The sequence below is a fragment of the Nostoc sp. C96 genome (assembly GCF_059384975.1).
In genome coordinates, this window is sequence record NZ_CM182020.1 from 1974881 (window position 1) to 1994842 (window position 19962).

At 38.4% G+C, this 19962-nt stretch carries 19 protein-coding genes; 8 read left to right on the plus strand and 11 right to left on the minus strand.

What is annotated here, in order from left to right; genetic code table 11:
* The first annotated feature begins 167 nt into the window (after positions 1-167).
* On the plus strand, positions 168-1073 hold the full coding sequence (locus tag AC504W_RS08565; protein WP_103124610.1) for a CoB--CoM heterodisulfide reductase iron-sulfur subunit B family protein: 906 nt from the start codon (positions 168-170) through the stop codon (positions 1071-1073).
* Between the two features lie 154 nt (positions 1074-1227).
* On the opposite strand, the gene lpxD is transcribed toward AC504W_RS08565, so the two are convergent.
* The 5 genes from lpxD to AC504W_RS08590 form a co-directional block, all read right to left on the minus strand.
* On the minus strand, positions 1228-2262 hold the full coding sequence (gene lpxD, locus AC504W_RS08570; RefSeq protein WP_494879593.1) for a UDP-3-O-(3-hydroxymyristoyl)glucosamine N-acyltransferase: 1035 nt from the start codon (positions 2260-2262) through the stop codon (positions 1228-1230).
* A gap of 217 nt (positions 2263-2479) precedes the next feature.
* A complete protein-coding gene (locus AC504W_RS08575; protein ID WP_494877352.1) occupies positions 2480-3553 on the minus strand; it encodes a hypothetical protein in 1074 nt (357 codons plus the stop codon).
* Between the two features lie 206 nt (positions 3554-3759).
* Entirely contained in the window at positions 3760-4992 is a 1233-nt protein-coding gene (locus AC504W_RS08580) for a BaiN/RdsA family NAD(P)/FAD-dependent oxidoreductase (protein ID WP_494878607.1), read from the minus strand.
* Positions 4993-5109: 117 nt separating this feature from the next.
* Positions 5110-5274: a rubredoxin gene (gene rd / locus AC504W_RS08585; RefSeq protein ID WP_096575230.1), complete on the minus strand. Its 165-nt coding sequence runs from the start codon at positions 5272-5274 to the stop codon at positions 5110-5112.
* 199 nt (positions 5275-5473) lie between these two features.
* Positions 5474-5668 carry a hypothetical protein gene (locus tag AC504W_RS08590; RefSeq protein WP_494877353.1) on the minus strand — a complete coding sequence of 65 codons (195 nt, stop codon included), beginning with the start codon at positions 5666-5668 and terminating at the stop codon, positions 5474-5476.
* Between the two features lie 270 nt (positions 5669-5938).
* Here AC504W_RS08590 and AC504W_RS08595 point away from each other — a divergent pair, with 270 nt between their 5' ends.
* Complete coding sequence (locus AC504W_RS08595) at positions 5939-6493, plus strand: SRPBCC family protein (protein WP_494877355.1); 555 nt, start codon at positions 5939-5941, stop codon at positions 6491-6493.
* Positions 6494-6755: 262 nt separating this feature from the next.
* On the opposite strand, the gene AC504W_RS08600 is transcribed toward AC504W_RS08595, so the two are convergent.
* Positions 6756-7640 carry a ParA family protein gene (locus AC504W_RS08600; protein ID WP_494877357.1) on the minus strand — a complete coding sequence of 295 codons (885 nt, stop codon included), beginning with the start codon at positions 7638-7640 and terminating at the stop codon, positions 6756-6758.
* A gap of 338 nt (positions 7641-7978) precedes the next feature.
* Here AC504W_RS08600 and AC504W_RS08605 point away from each other — a divergent pair, with 338 nt between their 5' ends.
* Together AC504W_RS08605 and AC504W_RS08610 are read left to right on the plus strand one after the other, a co-directional pair.
* The gene (locus AC504W_RS08605) at positions 7979-9358 is read left to right on the plus strand and encodes a ParA family protein (RefSeq protein ID WP_494877358.1); all 1380 of its coding nucleotides are present in this window, start codon (positions 7979-7981) and stop codon (positions 9356-9358) included.
* On the plus strand, positions 9358-10113 hold the full coding sequence (locus AC504W_RS08610) for a ParB N-terminal domain-containing protein (RefSeq protein ID WP_494877360.1): 756 nt from the start codon (positions 9358-9360) through the stop codon (positions 10111-10113). The genes AC504W_RS08605 and AC504W_RS08610 overlap by 1 nt, the downstream gene beginning before the upstream one ends.
* A gap of 54 nt (positions 10114-10167) precedes the next feature.
* On the opposite strand, the gene AC504W_RS08615 is transcribed toward AC504W_RS08610, so the two are convergent.
* The 5 genes from AC504W_RS08615 to AC504W_RS08635 all read right to left on the minus strand — a co-directional run bounded on the left by AC504W_RS08615 (position 10168) and on the right by AC504W_RS08635 (position 15377).
* The gene (locus tag AC504W_RS08615) at positions 10168-10761 is read right to left on the minus strand and encodes a Uma2 family endonuclease (protein ID WP_494877361.1); all 594 of its coding nucleotides are present in this window, start codon (positions 10759-10761) and stop codon (positions 10168-10170) included.
* Positions 10758-10928, minus strand: coding sequence for a hypothetical protein (locus tag AC504W_RS08620; RefSeq protein WP_494877363.1), 171 nt, complete (start codon positions 10926-10928; stop codon positions 10758-10760). The genes AC504W_RS08615 and AC504W_RS08620 overlap by 4 nt, the downstream gene beginning before the upstream one ends.
* A gap of 655 nt (positions 10929-11583) precedes the next feature.
* On the minus strand, positions 11584-11820 hold the full coding sequence (locus AC504W_RS08625) for a hypothetical protein (RefSeq protein WP_494877364.1): 237 nt from the start codon (positions 11818-11820) through the stop codon (positions 11584-11586).
* Positions 11821-11967: 147 nt separating this feature from the next.
* Positions 11968-13020 carry a GTPase gene (locus AC504W_RS08630; protein ID WP_494877365.1) on the minus strand — a complete coding sequence of 351 codons (1053 nt, stop codon included), beginning with the start codon at positions 13018-13020 and terminating at the stop codon, positions 11968-11970.
* A gap of 143 nt (positions 13021-13163) precedes the next feature.
* On the minus strand, positions 13164-15377 hold the full coding sequence (locus AC504W_RS08635; RefSeq protein WP_494877367.1) for a phosphoketolase family protein: 2214 nt from the start codon (positions 15375-15377) through the stop codon (positions 13164-13166).
* Between the two features lie 233 nt (positions 15378-15610).
* Here AC504W_RS08635 and AC504W_RS08640 point away from each other — a divergent pair, with 233 nt between their 5' ends.
* The 4 genes from AC504W_RS08640 (at position 15611) to crtO (ending at position 19949) form a co-directional block, all read left to right on the plus strand.
* Complete coding sequence (locus tag AC504W_RS08640) at positions 15611-16996, plus strand: cytochrome P450 (protein WP_494879594.1); 1386 nt, start codon at positions 15611-15613, stop codon at positions 16994-16996.
* Positions 16997-17096: 100 nt separating this feature from the next.
* Positions 17097-17357, plus strand: coding sequence for a hypothetical protein (locus AC504W_RS08645; protein ID WP_494877370.1), 261 nt, complete (start codon positions 17097-17099; stop codon positions 17355-17357).
* Between the two features lie 32 nt (positions 17358-17389).
* Entirely contained in the window at positions 17390-18148 is a 759-nt protein-coding gene (locus AC504W_RS08650) for an LmeA family phospholipid-binding protein (RefSeq protein ID WP_494877371.1), read from the plus strand.
* 106 nt (positions 18149-18254) lie between these two features.
* Positions 18255-19949, plus strand: coding sequence for a beta-carotene ketolase CrtO (crtO, locus tag AC504W_RS08655; RefSeq protein ID WP_494877372.1), 1695 nt, complete (start codon positions 18255-18257; stop codon positions 19947-19949).
* Positions 19950-19962 lie beyond the last annotated feature (13 nt).

A 19962-nucleotide genomic window follows, 5' to 3' on the forward strand; every position in this document is an offset into this window, starting at 1 on the left:
GTCAGGCAATTTCAGCGATCGCATACACTGTATAAATGCTTCTACTTATTAATTGTTACTATTTTTTTGGCTAATGTCCAAATAAATTCTGAGTGAGTAGTCAATAGTCAATGGTCAATGGTCAATAGTATTAAATACTGCCTTCTGCCCTCTCCCCCCTTAATTTTATGGTTTCTCAAACGCTGAAATACGCTTACTTTCCTGGCTGTGTTGCCCAAGGTGCTTGTCGAGAACTTCACCAATCAACTCAAGCTCTCAGCCAAGCGTTGGGTATTGAATTGATTGAACTGAAAAAAGCTGCTTGCTGTGGTTCTGGCACATTTAAAGAAGATTCTCAATTGCTGGAAGATACTGTTAACGCCAGAAATATTGCCCTAGCCGAATCATTAAATTTACCGTTACTCACTCATTGCAGCACTTGTCAAGGTGTGATTGGTCATGTTAATGAACGCCTAAAAGAATGCCAAAATAGCAATCCAACTTACATTGACCAAGTTAATGGCTTGCTGAAAAAGGAGAACTGTTCGCCTTATCAGGGCAGTACAGAAGTTCAACATCTGCTTTATGCTTTAGTCAAAGATTATGGCTTGGCAGAAATTACGCGTCGCGTTACTCGTAAGTTAACAAATTTAAAGTGTGCAGCTTTTTACGGTTGTTATCTGCTGCGCGGTCAAAAGACTATGCTATTGGATGACCCTTTCCAACCCGAAGCAATGGAAAATGTCTTTCGGGCTGTGGATGCAACACCAATTTATTATCGTGGGCGCACCCAATGTTGTGGCTGGCCGTTGGCAAGTTACGCCACTACCGAATCATTTAAAATGGCTGGGATGCACATTCAAGAAGCTTTAGCCAATGGTGCAGATTGTCTAGTTACGCCTTGTCCTTTATGCCATTTAAACTTAGATTCTCGTCAACCAGAAGTCGAAAAAGTAATTGGGCAGAAGCTAGGTTTGCCAGTGCTACATTTACCGCAGTTGATTGCTTTAGCGCTGGGTATTAGTCCTCAAGAGCTTGGTTTAGACAGGCATATTGTTTCGACAAAACCAGTGTTAGAAAAATTGGGAATATAAATATCAAAAGTAAAAAGCGCAAAGTAGGCGGTGTCGGTTTCCGTCCCCGCAATCGCCTCAACGGGGGGAACCCCCGCACGGCGTTGCTCTTCGCCTAACTTTGTAAGAAGGTAAAAAATTTTTACTTTTACCTTTTTATTTTTCACTTTTGATTTTATTGACGTTGCCAGCGTTTGAATGCTTGATACATATCTGGGAGACGACTAGTAATCGCACTGACTTTGAGATAGATTTTGTGGGGCATAGCTGGAGTACCGGAAACAATTTCTTTGGGAGCAATATCACTGTGAATGCCAGTTTGGGCAGAGGCGATCGCTCCATCACCGATTTTGACTTGATTGGCAATTCCTACTTGACCCGCCAGAATTACGCGATTACCAACTTTGACACCACCAGCCATCCCGGCTTGACCTGCGATCGCACAACCCATCCCAATTTGGCTACCATGACCAATCTGCACTAAGTTGTCAATTTTGGTATCACGTCCAATCCGTGTCTCTCCGACTGCTGGACGGTCAACAGCCGTGTTACAGCCAATTTCTACGCCATCTTCTAAGACTGTGTAGCCAGATTGTTCCATTTTGAACCAACCAGTCCGGGTAGGTACGAAGCCAAACCCTTCTGCACCGATGACAGCGCCACTGTGAACTACGCAATTTGCACCAATTTGACTGCGTTCGTGAATTGTACAGTTAGCGTGTAAGGTAGTGCGATCGCCAATTTTCACATCAGGATAAATCACCACATTGGGATGAATCACTGCTTGATTGCCAATTTCTACTCTTTCTTGCACCACTGCATGAGGGCCAATGTAAACATCACTGCCAATTTTGGCGGTGGGATGAATGACAGCAGTCGGATGAATTTCGGGATTGGGACGATATGGTTGATAAAACAGAGTCAGAACTTTGGCAAATAAAAGTTTTGGTTCCCGTGTGCTGATCCAAGCAATCCCCCGTTCTTGTGCTTGAGTCTGTAAATTGTTATCTTCTGGCAAAATCAAAGCACTTGCGCCTGTCTGACCAATTAAAGATGTAAATTTTCCGCCTTCTACATAACTGACAGTCCCAGTTGTGGCTTCATCAATAGCCGCTACCCCAGTGATGTCTATGTCTTGGTCTGGGTTAGTTGTTAGGCTGTTATTAGTGGAAATGTCCCCGACTTGGCTGATGATTTCGCTAAATTTCATTTTTTAACGTTGATGGAGAATTCGTCAAAGGCAACATTATTTTCCCTCTTTATCAACCCAGAATTCAGGAGTCAAATAATTTTGGATTTGAGATTTTGGAGTTTGGATTGATGCCACAGATAAATCTGAGGGCTTGTATTATAAAGGAACTATTGGTCAACAAAAAAGTGGCGGGTCTGAATCCGCCACTGATTGATTTTAAATTCAGAATTCTTCTTCAATGGCATTCTTCTGCTGATGGTACTTTGCTTTGGAGATTCTGTCGCAGTAGAATTTTGAGTTTTTGATTATCTTCGGCGGCGATCGCCTCACCGTAGTGATGTAGTTGAAAGAGTTGACAATAACGCTCTTGTTTAGCACAGATTAAACAGCCGTAAGCATGATTGCCATTAGTACCGCAAAGTCGGTGTCCCATGACTGGGCCAAGGGAGATATTTTGCTCACTAGCAACTGTGCTGAGAATAGAACGCAGTTGAGACTCAAATTTTGCTGATAAAAGTTGTTTGCGTCCTGGTTGTGTCCGATCCCATTGCGGTACAGTTAATCCCTGTTTTAATAAACTCTCTTCAATTTCTTCAGACATAACAATTCCAGACAAAATGACATGATGGGCAACGTAGGGTAGAAGTGAGCGTGTCAATTGCCACATTAAAGTTTGATCAAACCACTGTTCAACTAGGGGACGAAGATACCAGCAACAGGGAATACCAAGGTTAACTAAATCTTGTAGCAGCTTAACTCGTCCTGGAATGGAAGCTTGCTCATAACCTGTTTTCAAGGGTGGTAGACTCACAAAGACTGTAACTCGTAATGAGTTTGGTTGAGCTAAGGTAGCTTTGAGACGTTCGAGAAATGCTTGACCAGGATGGACTTTTGTTGTGATATAGACCATGTTGGCTGCTTGACGGTCAATCAGTGCATTGATGATTGACAGTACCCTTTCCCGATGGGCTGGAATGAAGGGATCGGAATAGTCGCATAAGGAAATAGGAAAGCCTTTTTGTCCTTCTGGAGTGGCAAAAATGCGGTCTAATAAACGATCAAGCAGGTCTGATGGAGTAGAATTTTCCTCAAAGTTTTCTGGATGATGATGCCATTCACTGTCTTGATGGCAGACACAATAAGCACATTCAACCGGACAACGATTCTGGGCATCTGGGAGAAATGGGTTAAGACTGAAGTATTTAACTGCACGTTCTTGATCGGGAATTCCTAATACAGGAAAGCCGTGCAGCATATACTGACTGCCCTGTAATGTAATCTCCGACAGAGTAGATTGGTAGTTTGACATACACCCTTTAACAAAAAATACACGAAAAATCGCCTACTCTAGGGTGACTGTTGTAAATATAGAGTGACAATGAGAGAAATGCCTGAAAGATAGTATTATTTTTTACATTAAATTATTCTTTACTGAGTTAATATTGCTTTCTCTTTATAGTAGAAAAAAATTTACAGAACTTCTGTAGACGAATTTTTTGAATCCTGTATTTTTTATTAATTTTCTGCCATTGCTAAACCCGCTAAATAAGCAGTTGTCCAAGCACTTTGGAAGTTAAAACCACCAGTAATACCATCAATATCTAAAATCTCTCCAGCAAAGTAAAGACCAGTAATTATTTTACTTTCCATTGTCTTAAAGTTTACTTCTTTGAGGCAAATACCACCACAAGTGACGAACTCTTCTTTGAAAGCTCCTTTGCCATTAATTAAGTATTTTCCCTGAGAAATTTCTTGCACGAGCTGATTTAGGGTTTTGTTGGATATTTCAGCCCAACGGTCTTCCGCACTAATACCGATGCGGGTGATAAAGTATTGCCAAAGACGATGAGGTAGATCAACTCCACGATGTAAGGCGATCGCTTTTTTACCCCATTCATTTTTAATGGCTAAAAGTTTTTCTCGTACTTGTTCTTGTTGTAAATCTGGTAGCCAGTTAATTGATAAAGTGGCTTGATAACGGTTGTCATGCAGGATTCTTGCACCCCAAGCCGAAAGCTTCAGCACAGCCGGGCCACTCACACCCCAGTGAGTAATTAGTAAAGGCCCTATTTGTTCTAAAGCAGGTTGTGCGGGAACAGACAGCCGCAAGCGCACTGGATTCATACTTACACCGCTTAAGGCTCGCAAATTTGGGTCAGCAATGTTAAAGGTAAACAGTGAAGGGACTGGCGGTTCAATTTGATGGCCGAATTCTTTGGCGATTTTATAGCCTATGGGGTTGCTACCGGTGGCTAAGAGTAAGCGATCGCATTTTAAAGTTTCACCCGACTTTAAATTGATTGCAAATTCATTGCTGGGTAGCTGTGTAACGGAAACAACTTGTTTACCAGTCCGCAGTTCTACTTGCGTTTCTTCCGCAGCATTCATTAAACATTGCACGATGGTTTCTGAACTGTCTGTGACAGGAAACATCCGGCCATCAGCTTCTTTTTTCAGGGGTACTCCCTGGTTGGCAAACCAAGATATCGTATCTTTCGCTTGGAAGCGACTAAAAGCACCCCGCAAAGCTTTTCCACCTCTGGGGTAATTCGCCACCAAGGCTGCTGCTTCAAAACAAGCATGAGTCACGTTACAGCGACCACCACCAGAAATTCTGACTTTGGCTAGTGGTTGACGGCTGGCTTCGAGCAAAATAACACGGGCGTAAGGGTTAGCATTAGCACAGGCGATCGCACCAAAAAATCCCGCAGCCCCACCCCCAATAACTACAATTGTTAACGGTTGCAATTTTAAAAAATCTCGTTGATTGGTCAATGGTCAAGTTAGAAGTTAAAGGGCAAAAAGGAAAAGTAAAATCTTTTACCTTTTTACTTTTGACTTTTTACTTATTTAGTACTTCCTAGATTAAACTTCTGCTGGTTCAAATTGATCTTTTGTCGCGCCGCAAACTGGACACACCCAATCTTCAGGGATATCTTCAAATGGTGTTCCTGGCGCAATTCCACCTTCAGGATCACCGACTTCTGGATCATACACGTAGCCGCAAACAGTGCATTCGTAAGTTTCCATTGTTTTATCCCTTAATTTCAATGATTTCTGGATCATGTTTGAGTGTCAAACTACAATTAGCACAGTTTTACACTCAAGAGAAAACAAGATATATGGCTTTTATGACCATAATTACTAAGACTTAAAAGTTTGCACAAGTTAGATTTATGGCAAATTCAACAATCTTTTTTACGTAACATTACACAATTTTGTTAATAGATTAAAAACGCCACCATGTCCTTTGAGCAAAACTAATAATTCCCATAGCGATCGCACCTAAGACAAATAGCCAAATAATTCCTCCTGGTAGAAATGTAAGAATACCAAGGCCTCTGAGAATCCAAATAGCGATACCAATGCCGAGTAGCATACCAAAAGCCTGGGTTAGCCGACGATTTAGAGAAGATTGATTCATGGAATGCGCCTTTGATTCAAAATTTATTACACTTCTATATTAAAAGTGGTGCTATTGTTAAAGCTGCTTAAATATAGATTTGATTAACTGTAATCATCAATACGAATTTATCAGTGATTTCCCAGAATAATGGCCAGAAATGAGATTAGTTCCGGAAAACGGTGCTGGGGAAGTGGAACTAAAATTTGAGTGAGTTGATCTAAAGTTAAATCGACAGTTGATGAGCATCAACGCTGGAAGTGTGGCAAAGTGAGGAGTGAGTGAATTAGTATGGCTGCGTCTCATGTTTCCGACCCAATTATTGCAGGTTTAGATATGGCTTGGAGCGATGACAAGCGAAGATTATTAATACAGGGCGAAATTTTAGTAGAAGCGCGATCGCATACGGCGTGGGGTGGTGCAGTTACTGCATGGATGTATGTACCAATGATGCGATCGCAGGTATGGCAGCAACTCACAGATTACCCTCGTTGGGTACACTATTTTCCTGATATCACCAAAAGTGAAGTTGTCCAGAGAGGCGAAGTTAAGCGCCTGTATCAAGCAGCACAAAAAGCATTTTTATTTTTTACTGCTCAAGTAGAAATTTACCTCAACGTTGTTGAAGTGATTGGACAACAAATCCACTTTCGGATGGAAAAAGGCACTTTTGATGACTTTACCGCCTGCGTAGACTTAAAAGATTTTGGTAATGGTACTTTGGTAGCTTATAATGTGCAAGCTACACCTAATATCCCTATCCCTTCAATTTTTATTCAACAAGCAATGAATTTTGAATTACCTGCAAATATGCGGAAAATGCGCCAGGTATTGTGTAAGCAGTAATCAAAGTATTGAGAACACACAATTCAAAATTTAGCAGGGAAATTATTGAACATTCCCATTTGAGTTGCAAAAATTCATATTTTCCAATACCCGATTCTTTAAGAAGTCGGGTATTTTGTTCAGCTATCCCTCTTGTGTAACTTTCCGAATTAAGCAAGTAGTAAATAAGTGAAATTATCCATAAGCATAACAGGGTTTAAAGTGATTTATTGCAAAAATAAATTTGTAGAAACGTTGTATGCAACGTTTCTACAAATGATGATTACAACTTCTGTAACAACTCTTGAGTTAACTGCAAAAATGCTTTAGAACCAGCTGATTGAGGTGCATTCAAAACAGCCGGCATAAAACTATCAACAGCTTTAGCCACATTAATATCAACAGGAATTTGTGCCTTACAAATTTGTTCTACACCAAAATCTTCGACAACTCGGTGCATCACCTGTTTGTAATATCTGCCAGTAAGCAAATTAGTATTACACATACTAAAGACAATTCCCAGCATTTTGATATTTATTTTTGCTTCTTGTTCGTGACTATCTTTTAACTGGCCAATGCGTCTTTCTAAAAGTTGAATTCCCACCACAGATAGAGGTTCTGGCTTGGCGGGGAGAATGTAAAAATCACTGGCAGCTAAAGCACTCCGAGTCAAAAGATTATAACCAGGAGCGCAATCTAAAAGAATAAAATCATACTCATCACGGACTGGTTTTAAAATGTTATTAATCAAAACCCGTTCAAAACGGTTCCAAACTGTTTCAAAGTTTTGTTCACCAAAAGCAACCGTTTGCTTGTGCAGCATTTCTGACACCACAAACTCATCATATAAGTCGATATCTCCCGGTAATAAACTCAGTTCAGAAAGTCCACAAATTTGGGGTTGAATAATATCGTTAATTGTTACCTTGCTGTTGGGATCAGGATTGACAACATCGTCAATGAGATATCTAAATGTCAGTCTTTGTTTGCGACGCTTGGCAAAATCTAAAGGGGACATTAAACTAAGTGTCGCGCTAATTTGGGTATCTAAATCTAAAACTAGTACCTTTTTACCGTAATTTTTCGCTAAACAAGTAGCTAAGTTGACGGTGAGAGTAGTTTTCCCTACACCGCCTTTCATATTTGCAGTAGCAATTACATATCCCATTGGTTAATTCCTCTGATGACGCATTCCCATCTAGGTAGCGTACACCCATCCTGAATAACTAAAACTTTCGTTAAATTTAATATTTGTGGGAAATCAAAAATAAACGATGTTAGATTATAGCAGTCATACATCTTTCGTGAACAAATAGATCCCTAACTTCTTTAAGAAGTCGGGAATCTGAGCCTTGAATACAGTATTATTTTCTCAATCAAAGATATTTCTTTTTTTTACAAATACTTAAAAAATATTGATACACAAATTTTATAAGTAATCTTGTGACAAAATCAAACAAATATTAAGTGTTTTTCCATAAACTAAACTCTATAGAGGTAAATAATTTGCCTTTTAATCCTGAGTTGTGCCGTAACGAAAGCGAAGTTGAAAGTAAACTCATCGTTCAATATTTGCTACCACAGTTAGGATATACCCCCGATACCTGGCATCAAGAAGTCGCAGTTGGTAGCATACGGTTAGATTTTCTAGCATTTGCAGCACAAGTTTTACCCTTTGTCATAGATGCTAATTCACCATTGAGTGTGGTGATGGAGGCAAAGCATCCTAAACAAAACTTAAATAATCACTTTCTCAGACTCAGGCATTATTTAACCAGCTTGAATGTGAGATATGGATTATTGACTAATGGTAAAGAAATTAGAATTTATCAAAAATTGGCTGATGATGTTAAATTAGTTTTTTCTTGTTATGGGAAGGATGTAGAGACAAAGCTAGAAGAAATTAAAGATTTAATTGGTAGAGATAGCCTCAACAAAAACCAATTAACAGATAGTGCAACAATTCATAACTCTGAAAAAGAATTAAATTTACCAGATCAGGGGAAAAATTCTATGAAAACCATTGCAATATACCATAATAAAGGCGGTGTTGGAAAAACAACAGTTGCTGTCAACCTTGCAGCAGCATTAAGTAAAAAAGGTAAAAGGGTTCTTTTAATTGATATCGATTCTCAGGCAAATACTACTTTTGCTACAGGGCTAATTAAATTTCAATTTGAAGAAGATGATGATTTAAAAGATAAAAATGTATACCATTTAATAGAATCAGGAGAATTTAATTATATTCCAGATATTGTTCGTCAGTCTCAATACTTTAATAATCCTGAGATTAATGTAATACCTTCTCATATAACTTTGATTGAGTACCAAGATACACTAAATAAAATTGCTGCTACTAGACGTAGGTTAGTAAAAAAACTGAATATGGTAGAAAGCAACTATGATATTGTGATTATTGATACACCTCCTTCAAGAGATTATTACGCTGAGGTTGCCTTGATTGCAGCTGATTACTTAATCATTCCGTCCGATTTAAAACCATTTGCCAACCAAGGTTTACCGACAGTAAGAAATTTTATTAAGCAAGTTAATGAATATAGAGATGATATAGGTAAATTACCTATCAATATAATGGGTATTGTTGCTTCTAAAATTTCAACAAATGCTAAATTTTTACAATACACATTTCCAAAGCAAAGAGAAGTAATATTAGAACGCTATAATCTACCTCTGATGGAAGCAGTAATTTATGATAGAACAGTGTTGTCAGAGTGTATGAATCAGACAATAACAGTTGGAGAATTAGAATATCCTGATCCTAAGTCTGTTATTAAATATGCAGAAGTTAAATCTAATGCTCAACAATCTGCTATGGAGTTTGAAATTTTGGCAGATGAAGTTTTACAAAAAATGGGGATTAATTAATGATGAAGTTTTATCTTGTAGATGTGAAAGACATTAATTCCAATATTCCGCGTTCAAATTTTGCTGAGGCTGATATCGACAACTTAGCAGATATGATTATAGAAAGTGGAGGAATTATAAGACCATTAGTTTTAAAACCAACAGATGCAGAAACTTATACAGTTATTGATGGGCATTTTGAGTACTATGCTGCTGTAAAAGCAAAGGAAAAAAATCCACGAAAAGGTGAAATGGTAAATGCTTTTGTCATTTCACCGAAGAATGAAGATACAATATTTAAGCAAGTATCTGCTTTTAAAGAATTTAAATATTCTAAGAATATAGAGAATAAGGTATTAAAAGAAACCAATCAATCTGAATCAAGTTTGGGAAAACATGAATTGAGTTTAATAGAAAAGCAAATTAATGACTTAAGGGTAGAGTTAGCACAAGACAGGCAAGAAAGACAAAAACTTTATGAATACATAAAGTCACTTGAAACTCAAATACCCAAGCAGATTACACCATTAGAAGCATTTAATAGTTTAAATCTACTGGAACTCACTTTAAGATTAAGAACGGCTGGATTTACAGATAAAAAAGCTGTTCAAGTGGCTGAAAGTGTTGAAAAAGCACGGAAGAAGAAACAATTTGAATCTCTAAAAGATGTAATAGCCAGAGTAACAATTCCTAGTGCTAAAAAACAAGTTAAGGGTATAAGCGCCGACAAGATGGTAGATATTGTTGATATTTGGTCACGCATATTTATTATTTAAATAATTTTGAATTAAATCAGTCTATTGAATTGGTTTGCGTTAACCAAGTTAGAGCTATTTTTTCACTCCTTCCATAAACTGTTTTCTAGCATCAATAATCGAAGGCATTAAAACACAACTTGCCAATAATTCTATATCCAAATCTGGGAAGAATTCGCTTTGTTGAATTTGCTCATAATTATCATTTTTTAGACGATATAGAAATAACTGATTATTTTCCCAAAACCAAACTTCAGTAATATTAAAACGTTTGTATTTTTCTAGGTTGTCAATACTGCCACTGGTAATATTAACTTCAATTGCTAAATCTGGATTTTCTTTTTTCTCTCCTATGTAATAAGATTCATCAGGTTCAAAAGAAGCACTTTTTTCTTTAGCGCGACGTGTAGCACTACCTACTGGAATAAAATTTATACCTTTTTCAAAAAAGTATAATGCTAATAATATCCCAATAACGCTTTTAATCATTTCGTGCTGTTCACCAAGCGTCATAAATTCAATGCACCCATCAAGATAAGTTATCCGCAAACCTGCTGCATCTGCGGTTAAGGTTTCTATTTTCTCCAATTCTTCCCAGGCGTAATAACCAGGTAAGAGAAATCGCTGTTCTAGAGTTGTGATATTTTTATCTAAGATTTGGAGAGTCATATTGCTCCTGTTTCTCTGCGCTTTTGAATTGCTAATAGTTCTTGTTTAAAATTCTCGTTGACGGTTTGATTTGTATCTGGATCTACTAGTAGTTCTTCTATGGTTTCTATGACAGTTTCTCGAATCAGGGCTTTAAGTTGCTCGATAGTGAGTTCGTTAACTTGCATAGAAGTGACTTCATGGAATGCTTCTTTATCGATTTTAGTCTGTATGTTGAAGTTATGCTTACGTTAGCTTGTCAGGCGCATTGAAAAGCGATCGCCTGTATGAAAGTAGCAATTATAGTTTTGCGACTTGTAAACTAACTTTTGCGACTTGCAAACTTAGTTTCTGAGTCGTAAATTAACTTTTGCAATTCGTAAACTAACTTTTGTAACTTGCAAACTTAGTTTCTGATTCGTAAACTAACTTTTGCGATTCGTAAATCTGTTATTTTCAAATAATTTCAGCAAATTTACCTGCATTTATCCTATAGTTCTGACAAAAAACGCAAATATACGTAGAGAACGCAATTTTTTAGCAGATAACAAAGCACTTTTTTGTAGGTTGGGTGAAACGAAGTGAAACCCTACAAATGCTCTAACTCTTCACAACAAAGGTTTTTATAATCAATTATCAGGTTGGAATTAAGATAATTTGGTGTTGAGTTGCGGCGCAAACATCAATTTGTTGTGTTGCGAAGATGCAAGCTTGCGCCTCCACCCAACCTACATCTGACTGTATTAGGATTGACCAAATATCTGTTTTTACAACCGTAACCTACCATTTATAAAGGATTTATGGCTAGAGTGGGTTAGCAACAGCATAACCCACACTAACAGACTACTTACTATGCTTGATACCTAAATGTGTAATATATACATCAGCTAATTCATTAAAAACTTTATGTCGGTTTTTAATATAACCTTCCTTACCTAAGTAAATTAATATTTTTTCTAATTCATCACTGTCTAAACCTGATTTTTGACGAATTTGTCCAAAGCTTATTGCTTTTGATTCATCACTATCAGCGATTTCAGCAATAATCTTCAAAACTAGGTCAATTTGTTTGTTAGTCATAATTTATACCTAAACTGTAAATACCATAGTATTAAGTGTTTATAGTTTAGGTTGGGTATAAACCGTAATGGACTATGGGTGATATTTCGTCCTGCTTTTCTATAAATCTAGCCATTATCAAAGGACAAAATCTTACACAATATGTTTTCAGCTAAAAAAATAAAAAATACTTCCTATAGTAGCACCTATTACACCACCAATAGCAGCACCGACTGGGCCACCTATAGTAGCACCTACTCCAGCACCAGCAACTGCTAAAGCTGGAATAACTTCTATAATTTTTTTCTTAATTAGTTCTTTTTGTATACCAGTAAAGAGAAAATCATTAACATTGAATTCACTTTCTGAATCGGCTTCTTCTGTAATGTTTCCTTCTTTTCGAGAGTCAGATTGATTATAAAACTTCCAATTTGGCTCTTTATTAATCTTATTAGATTGTAATTTATTTATTCTAGAAGCAGTTGCCATCAAAAATGGAATAGCACCCCTTTCAGACATCCTTATAAATACTTGTGTATACAGTTCTTCTAACCACCGTTTTCCATCTGGCGTTGTTTTGCTTCTATTATCTACGGCAACTGCGGGAATAGTATTTGCAATTTCATTACCTGTATGTTTTGCAATTTCTTCTCTAATACGTTTGGTTCGTTGCTCTAATTCTTCTAAATAATCGTCAGCTTTATCTGCACGAGTAAAGACAATTACAGAATGTTCCCATACTTTTGGTGTAAACGCTTCAGAAATAATTTTTATACCTTGCTTCTCATCGTTAGTAACTCTTGACTCATCAAGACGAGTGACAAACCAAAGTAAATCAATTTGTTTTACTCGATTTTGAATCAAGTCTATATATTTTTGATCATTGCCTTTTTCTGGTATATCATCGCATAATCCAGGTGTATCAATTATTGAACATTTAATACCGTTAAGTTCATGCTCATACTCTTGAACTTCTATTGTTGTAGCATCATATTTACCTACAGAAGCAATTTCTTTGCCTAATAATGAATTAACAGTGCTAGATTTACCAACACCTGTTCTACCTGCTAGAAGAAATACAAAATTTTTCTCTTGGGATAGCTGTAATTTTTCGATTAATAAAATTAATAATTCCCCAAAAGAGGAAGAAATAGATTCCTTGCTGTCTGCTATTTTTTTTGTAATTTCATCTACTAATTTTTTAGTAGTGTCTGCAAACATAAAATTTTTCCTTATAGTTTATCAATTTATATATTTTTAAGCAATTTAAATGAAAAATAAAAACCGCAAACACACGTAAAAACGCTAATTCATCTGCGTTCATTTACGTGCATCTGCGGTTAACTTTATTTCAAAAACTCAACTTAATGCACTAACTCAATCGCCCGCTTAGTCAAAGCCTCAGCAGTCAAACCATTAAACGCCATCAACTCACCAGCACTGGCTGTAGTTTCTCCACGTTTCCAGGCAAAAGTATCGCGCTTGCTGTTACTTCTTAACATAATTGGTTCTAGCATTGCCGCAGCACCACCAGTTACACCAATTAGTGCATTACCACCAAATAATTCGGCGAATTTTGCATCATCAATAAAACTACCATCCGGTTCAGAACAAGTATCGTAAGCAACATCACTAGGACGATATAAACGTCGAGGGTTAATGATAGAAACTATCTTGACACCAATACCTTCAGTTTCTAAAAATGCTGCTGCTTCAAATACAGGAATTAATGTCATATCGCCAATCACAGCAAAGACAACTTGCTTATCACCAGCAATTTCATGCAATAATATTGCACCATCTTCTAACCCTTGTTGAGTTTGTTTTAATGTTGTGCGAATTGGCAATGGTGACTTACTAGCAGTAATCACAATTCCTTTATTTTTTGTTTGCAATGCCCAGTCATAACAAGCTTGGATACTATTAGCATCAGGGGGGAATACAGGAAACACATTTCCATTCCGCATCATCGATGCAAAGTAAGCTTCAATTTCAGGACGTTGGTGTGTCCAACCGTTACGACCTTGTTCTAATGCGCCAGCAGTAAATAAGGTAATTGTTGAGGGAGTTTGACGGCGTAATTCTGCCATTGCTTGGATGACTGTTTGCCAAATTGGTAAACCGTTGATGGCAAAAGATTCATAAGAACACCACAAACTTCTTGCACCCATGAGTGATAAACCAACTGCTAAACCTGCACAAGCATCTTCACTTAATGGTTCATAAACTTGACCGTTTGGTGCTTGATTATATAAGTCGTCGGTTGTGGGGTGAATAATTTTTAATGCTTGGTTGATGTTGCCAATTCCTGATGCTTCGTTACCGTCGGCGTTGGTAACTAAGAAATTTTTATCTTTTTGTCCGACGATACCAACTAATCTTCCCATTGCGGTTGTAGAAACTTTGGGTTCACCGCCAACTGCATATTCTTCTAATGGCAATTCGCCTAAGTCTGGCAATTTTAATTCAAATTCTGTGACGACAGTTTTAGTTGCGGGGCCACCACCAGCGCGTTCTGCATTGGTTCTGACTGTTTGCCAAGCTTCTTCTGATAAGGCGCGTCCTTGCAAAGCACTTACAATGTGCGGCGCGTCTAAGGTGTCTTTAGGATACAAGTTGTGAGATTTTGCACCTCTGGCGTGAACGCCTGCGCCTTTGAGTTGTTTGATAATAAAGACGGTGAGTTTCCCACTTAGTGCGGAACGTGCGGCTTTATCGACCGCTACTAGTACAGCTTGGGTAAAGGCGAGGCGTTGCTTAAAGGAAAAGGCGGTACTATCAACGTAGTCCCCTGGTTGATTTTGGTCGTCAAATTCTTTGGCATCTACAAGAATGACTTCTGCAAAACCGTTACCTTGCCAGTATGCTTGCATCTGTTCGTTGGTTTTGAGGGAAACCATACTGTGATGTTCTTGGCTATAACCGTTCCATACCAGCACGGGTAAGAAGTTGGTGACGCTGGGATAGGCGGTGTTGAAGTGTGCCATTGAACTCATAATATATGGTTCACCCAGTCCACCGTCGCCGAGGGTGAAGGGGAAAAGTTTCTCGCGGTGGAGGAGTGCAGCCGCCATTGCAAAGTGTTGCCCTTGTCCCAAAGGCCCGGCGGGTGCGAGAATGCCGGGAATGTAACCGGAGAGGTGTCCTAAAAGACCATGTTTTTCGCGGAAGCGATCGCGCAATTGTTGTACTGTAAAAATGCCCATGTCTTCTAAGGAACGATCCAAAAACATGGCACTATAAAATCCAGGGGCGTGGTGTCCGACTTCCGTAATAATATTTTTGTAGCCCAGCATGACTAATGCTGCATACGCTTCTGCTTGGCTGGCAAACCCGCCTGGATGTCCTGATGCTTTACTACCAGTGATTTGCAATGTTAGATAACGCAGGGCATCAGCAGCAAGTAAAGTTTGATATACGGCTGCGGTATCTGTAGGAGATGCGATCGCTACTTTATCTGAATCTATCGCAGGTGTGGCACCATAAGTGGCAAAATCTGGTAACGCCTCGCCAAAATACTGAATTCCTTCACAAAAATTAGGAAGCGCGGAAGATGCCTTTGGTGTAATTGCTGTCATGCTGAGTACCTTATAAGGATGAAGGGAAATTGTAGATGCCCGTTGAATTTAACAGAAATTTTACATCTTTAAGGATGTGAAGAAATATTAGTGTTTCACGATGCTCAAGATAAGTAGTTTAAATAACTAGAGATTGGTGTCTTGACTCAACACGGGCTGAACGCCCCGCTATCGCTAACAGCAATTAACTTCTAATTTAAGTAAAAATAACGTTATCCATTAAACCTATTTTTATGCAGCTACCACAAACCCCAAACACTCCAGCAGTTTTACAATTGCTGAACTGGGTATTCCGTCCTATGCCCTACATGGAAGAGTGTACTAAACGCTATGGTGACGTTTTTGCCCTTAAACTACAAAAAAAGTTTCCTCCTATAGTGTTTGTTAGTCACCCCCAAGATTTACAGCAAATTTTGAGTCACGACACCAAAGAATTAGAAGCCCCTGGGGAGTTAAATAGTTTGGCAGAAGGCTTACTGGGTAAACATTCTGTAATTACTCTGTCTGGTGAAGAACATCAACGCCAACGGCAATTAATGATGCCGCCTTTGCATGGCGAAAGAATGCGCGGCTACAGCCAGATTATTAATGAGATTACTGCCAAAGTTATCAGCCAATACCCAGTCGGACAGCCTTTTAATATTCGCACTGTTAGCCAAGACATTACTCTAAGGGTAATTATGCAGGCTGTGTTTGGTCTAGATGAAGGACTCCGCGCCGAACAACTCCAACAGCGATTAAAGGAACTTTTAGAAAATGGCAGTTCTGTGTGGCGTGTAGTTTCACTATATTTCCCGGCATTACAAAGAGATTTTGGGCCGATTAAAATCTGGAGAAGACGACAGGAACTCCAGCAACAAGCCGACAAACTCATCTATGATGAAATCCAAGAACGGCGAGAACATCCAGACTCATCACGCACAGATATCCTCAGCTTATTGATGGATGCTAGGGATGCCCAAGGTCAACCGATGACTGATGTAGAGTTACGCGATGAACTGATGACTTTATTAGTCGCAGGCCACGAAACCACAGCCACAGCGATAGCCTGGGCTATGTACTGGATTCACAAATCACCACAAGTTAAGGAAAAACTTGTACAAGAACTAGATAGTTTAGGCGATAATCCAGATCCAAATACAATTTACAAACTACCTTACCTGAGTGCTGTTTGCTCAGAAACTTTACGCATTTACCCAGTGGGAATGCTAACTTTTCCCAGAAGAGTCAAAACACCTATTACTGTCAGTGGTTATGAACTTCCACCGGGTACACCAGTCATGGGTTCAATTTACTTAACCCACCAACGGGAAGATATCTACCCACAACCCAAACAGTTTAAGCCAGAACGCTTTTTAGAAAAACAGTTTTCACCTTATGAATACATACCCTTTGGGGCTGGCGCAAGACGCTGTATTGGTTTAGCCTTTGCTCAATGGGAAATGAAATTAGCGATCGCTAAAATTTTAACCATGAAAGAATTAGATTTAGTTGACAGCACAGAAGTTAAACCCCAACGTCGTGGTTTAGTCACCGGGCCAAATCGTCCTATTCAAATGGTGGTGAAAAGTCAACGTCAAATCAAGTCTCGCAGTTTAGAAACTACCACCATAGGATGATGACAAATTAATTTTACGGATAAGGCAATTAAATTTTGAATTTTGGATTTTAGATTAGTTTTTCATCTAAAATCTAAAATTCCTTTCGCTGCTAGTTAGCTTGGCAGACAGCACACAAACTAATGATTTTCGTCACAATTCAAAGCTACCAACACCAGATAATTTCCCTTTAGTTTTTAGTATGGTCTACCGGGTGGCGATCGCCATCAAGCAACTAGTACAAAATGTTGAGCGTTGCTACATATTGACAATCAATAAAATCAGTAATTTAAATCTCCTCCTTATCTATCTTCTGACTTTTCAGTTGATAGATATATACCATGCTATAGATTCATCAACAGATATTGAGAGTTTAAAGTAACTAATGATAGTAAATAAAAAAACTATGTATTCATGGCAGACCAACCCAGCCTAGATCAGCAAATCATCTCTCAAGTCGCTGAAAACAGTATATCTAATCAGCTAGAAGCAGCAGAACAAATTGATATTTATGTAGAAACAGATATTTTAAAAATAGTTCAAGGTCAAGTAGACGGCTTGAGATTTGCCGGACAAGGATTAGTAACTAAACAAAATATCCGTCTTCAAGAAATCAAACTGCAAACTGATAACATTGATATTAATCCTCTTAGTGCTATTTTTGGGCAAATTAAACTGAATAAATCAGTAAATCTAGTTGCTCGTATTACCCTGGCAGAAGCTGATATTAACAATGCTCTTAATTCTAAGTTCTCTCGTGATTTAGTACAAAAATTCCAGTTAAATGTAGAAGGAAAAATTGTCAAATTTGCTTTACAACAAATGCAAATCCACTTACATGATACTGGTCAAATCGCTTTAGAAGGAAAATTTCAGTTGCAAGAAAATGACCACAGTCGGTTATTAGGTTTTAGCGCTAAACTTCGTCCTCGTACTTTATCCCGCCCTATAATTTTTGACAGTTTTACCTGTACTCAAGGAGAAGGTGTATCTCTAGGCTTGATGGTCTCGTTAATGCAGAGATTCCAAGAATTATCCAATTTACCTTATATTCAGTTGGAAGATATGAAATTCAGGATTAAAAATATGGAATTGCAGAATAAAAACTTAATTTTGTTTATCGAAGCTAATGTTAACCAAATACCTGAATCTGTAACAGAATTAATGGATTAAATTATTATATGTAAAATTTACAGCGAAAAATTAATCAATTATCAAGATTGTCATTTCTTTTAACCCTTTGTACTATTAACAAGCCACTTTATTCTAAAATACAAATATGCAAGAATATGATGTTGTAATTATCGGCGCAGGACATAACGGACTAGTTTGTGCAGCATACTTGCTCAAAGCTGGTTATAGCGTCCTACTTTTAGAAAAACGTTCTGTCCCTGGTGGTGCAGCAACCACGGAAGAATGTTTACCCAAAGAAGCCCCCGGATTTAAATTTAATTTGTGTGCTATTGACCACGAATTTATTCATTTAGGGCCAGTAGTTGAAGAATTAGAACTGAAAAAATACGGCTTAGAATATCTTGAATGTGATCCAGTAGTTTTCTGTCCTCATCCCGATGGCAAATATTTTCTAGCACATAAATCATTAGAAAAAACTTGTGCAGAAATCGCCCGTTATAGCGAACGTGATGCTAAAAAATATGCCGAATTTACTGATTATTGGCAACGGGCGCTCGGTGCCATGATTCCGATGTTTAACGCACCACCAAAATCAATCATCGATATTGTTGGTAACTATGACATCACAAAACTCAAAGATTTATTCTCAGTGATTGGTTCGCCAAACAAAACACTAGATTTTGTTCGCACAATGCTAACCAGTGCTGAAGATTTACTCAATGAGTGGTTTGATTCAGAATTTTTAAAAGCACCATTGGCAAGATTAGCAGCAGAATTAGGTGCGCCACCATCACAAAAAACCCTTGGTATTGGTGCAATTATGATGGCAATGCGTCATAATCCTGGTATGGCTAGACCACGAGGTGGGACTGGTGCATTAGTCAAAGCTTTAGTGAATTTAGTCACTAGTAAAGGTGGTGTAATTCTCACAGATCAGCACGTAGAAAAAGTGTTGATTGATGATGGGAAAGCCGCTGGTGTACGCGTTGCTGGCGGCACAGAATATCGTGCGAAATACGGTGTGATTTCTAATATTGATGCCAAGCGGTTATTCTTACAAATGACCGATAAAAGCGATATTGACTCAGCCGATCCTGATTTGTGGGAAAGATTAGAACGCCGCATTGTCAACAACAACGAAACCATCCTCAAAATAGATTTGGCTTTAGATGAACCTCTGCGCTTTCCTTTCCATGCGCACAAAGATGAGTATCTTGTGGGTTCTATCTTAATTGCTGATTCTGTGGCTCATGTGGAACAAGCCCATAGTAAGTGTACCTTGGGAGAAATTCCTGATTCTGATCCATCAATGTATGTGGTGATGCCGAGTTACCTTGACCCCACATTAGCACCTCCTGGTAAACATACAGTCTGGATTGAGTTTTTTGCACCTTATCAAATTGCTGGTGCAGAAGGTACAGGCTTAAGAGGTACTGGTTGGACTGATGAATTGAAAAATCAGGTTGCAGACAAAGTAGTTGATAAGTTGGCTACTTATGCACCTAATGTCAAAACAGCGACTATTGCGCGACGAGTAGAAAGTCCCGCAGAATTAGGTGAAAGATTAGGCGCATACAAAGGCAATTACTACCACGTTGATATGACCCTAGATCAGATGGTATTTTTCCGTCCCTTACCGGAAATCGCCAACTACAAAACCCCCATTGAAAATTTATTCTTAACTGGTGCGGGTACTCATCCAGGTGGTTCGATTTCTGGAATGCCAGGACGCAATTGTGCGCGGGTATTTTTACAATCTAAACATCCAATTACTCAAACTTTAAAGGATGCTAGAGATTCGATTAAATCAACTGTCGGGTCTGTATTTGGAATTGTTTAGTCATAGTTTCGCG

Coding starts and splice junctions, on each gene's coding strand:
- AC504W_RS08565 (WP_103124610.1), top strand. CDS start 168: ATGGTTTCTCAAACGCTGAAATACGCTTACTTTCCTGGCTGTGTTGCC.
- lpxD (WP_494879593.1), bottom strand. CDS start 2,262: ATGAAATTTAGCGAAATCATCAGCCAAGTCGGGGACATTTCCACTAAT.
- AC504W_RS08575 (WP_494877352.1), bottom strand. CDS start 3,553: ATGTCAAACTACCAATCTACTCTGTCGGAGATTACATTACAGGGCAGT.
- rd (WP_096575230.1), bottom strand. CDS start 5,274: ATGGAAACTTACGAATGCACTGTTTGCGGCTACGTGTATGATCCAGAA.
- AC504W_RS08590 (WP_494877353.1), bottom strand. CDS start 5,668: ATGAATCAATCTTCTCTAAATCGTCGGCTAACCCAGGCTTTTGGTATG.
- AC504W_RS08595 (WP_494877355.1), top strand. CDS start 5,939: ATGGCTGCGTCTCATGTTTCCGACCCAATTATTGCAGGTTTAGATATG.
- AC504W_RS08600 (WP_494877357.1), bottom strand. CDS start 7,640: ATGGGATATGTAATTGCTACTGCAAATATGAAAGGCGGTGTAGGGAAA.
- AC504W_RS08610 (WP_494877360.1), top strand. CDS start 9,358: ATGATGAAGTTTTATCTTGTAGATGTGAAAGACATTAATTCCAATATT.
- AC504W_RS08615 (WP_494877361.1), bottom strand. CDS start 10,761: ATGACTCTCCAAATCTTAGATAAAAATATCACAACTCTAGAACAGCGA.
- AC504W_RS08620 (WP_494877363.1), bottom strand. CDS start 10,928: ATGCAAGTTAACGAACTCACTATCGAGCAACTTAAAGCCCTGATTCGA.
- AC504W_RS08625 (WP_494877364.1), bottom strand. CDS start 11,820: ATGACTAACAAACAAATTGACCTAGTTTTGAAGATTATTGCTGAAATC.
- AC504W_RS08630 (WP_494877365.1), bottom strand. CDS start 13,020: ATGTTTGCAGACACTACTAAAAAATTAGTAGATGAAATTACAAAAAAA.
- AC504W_RS08635 (WP_494877367.1), bottom strand. CDS start 15,377: ATGACAGCAATTACACCAAAGGCATCTTCCGCGCTTCCTAATTTTTGT.
- AC504W_RS08640 (WP_494879594.1), top strand. CDS start 15,611: ATGCAGCTACCACAAACCCCAAACACTCCAGCAGTTTTACAATTGCTG.
- AC504W_RS08650 (WP_494877371.1), top strand. CDS start 17,390: ATGGCAGACCAACCCAGCCTAGATCAGCAAATCATCTCTCAAGTCGCT.
- crtO (WP_494877372.1), top strand. CDS start 18,255: ATGCAAGAATATGATGTTGTAATTATCGGCGCAGGACATAACGGACTA.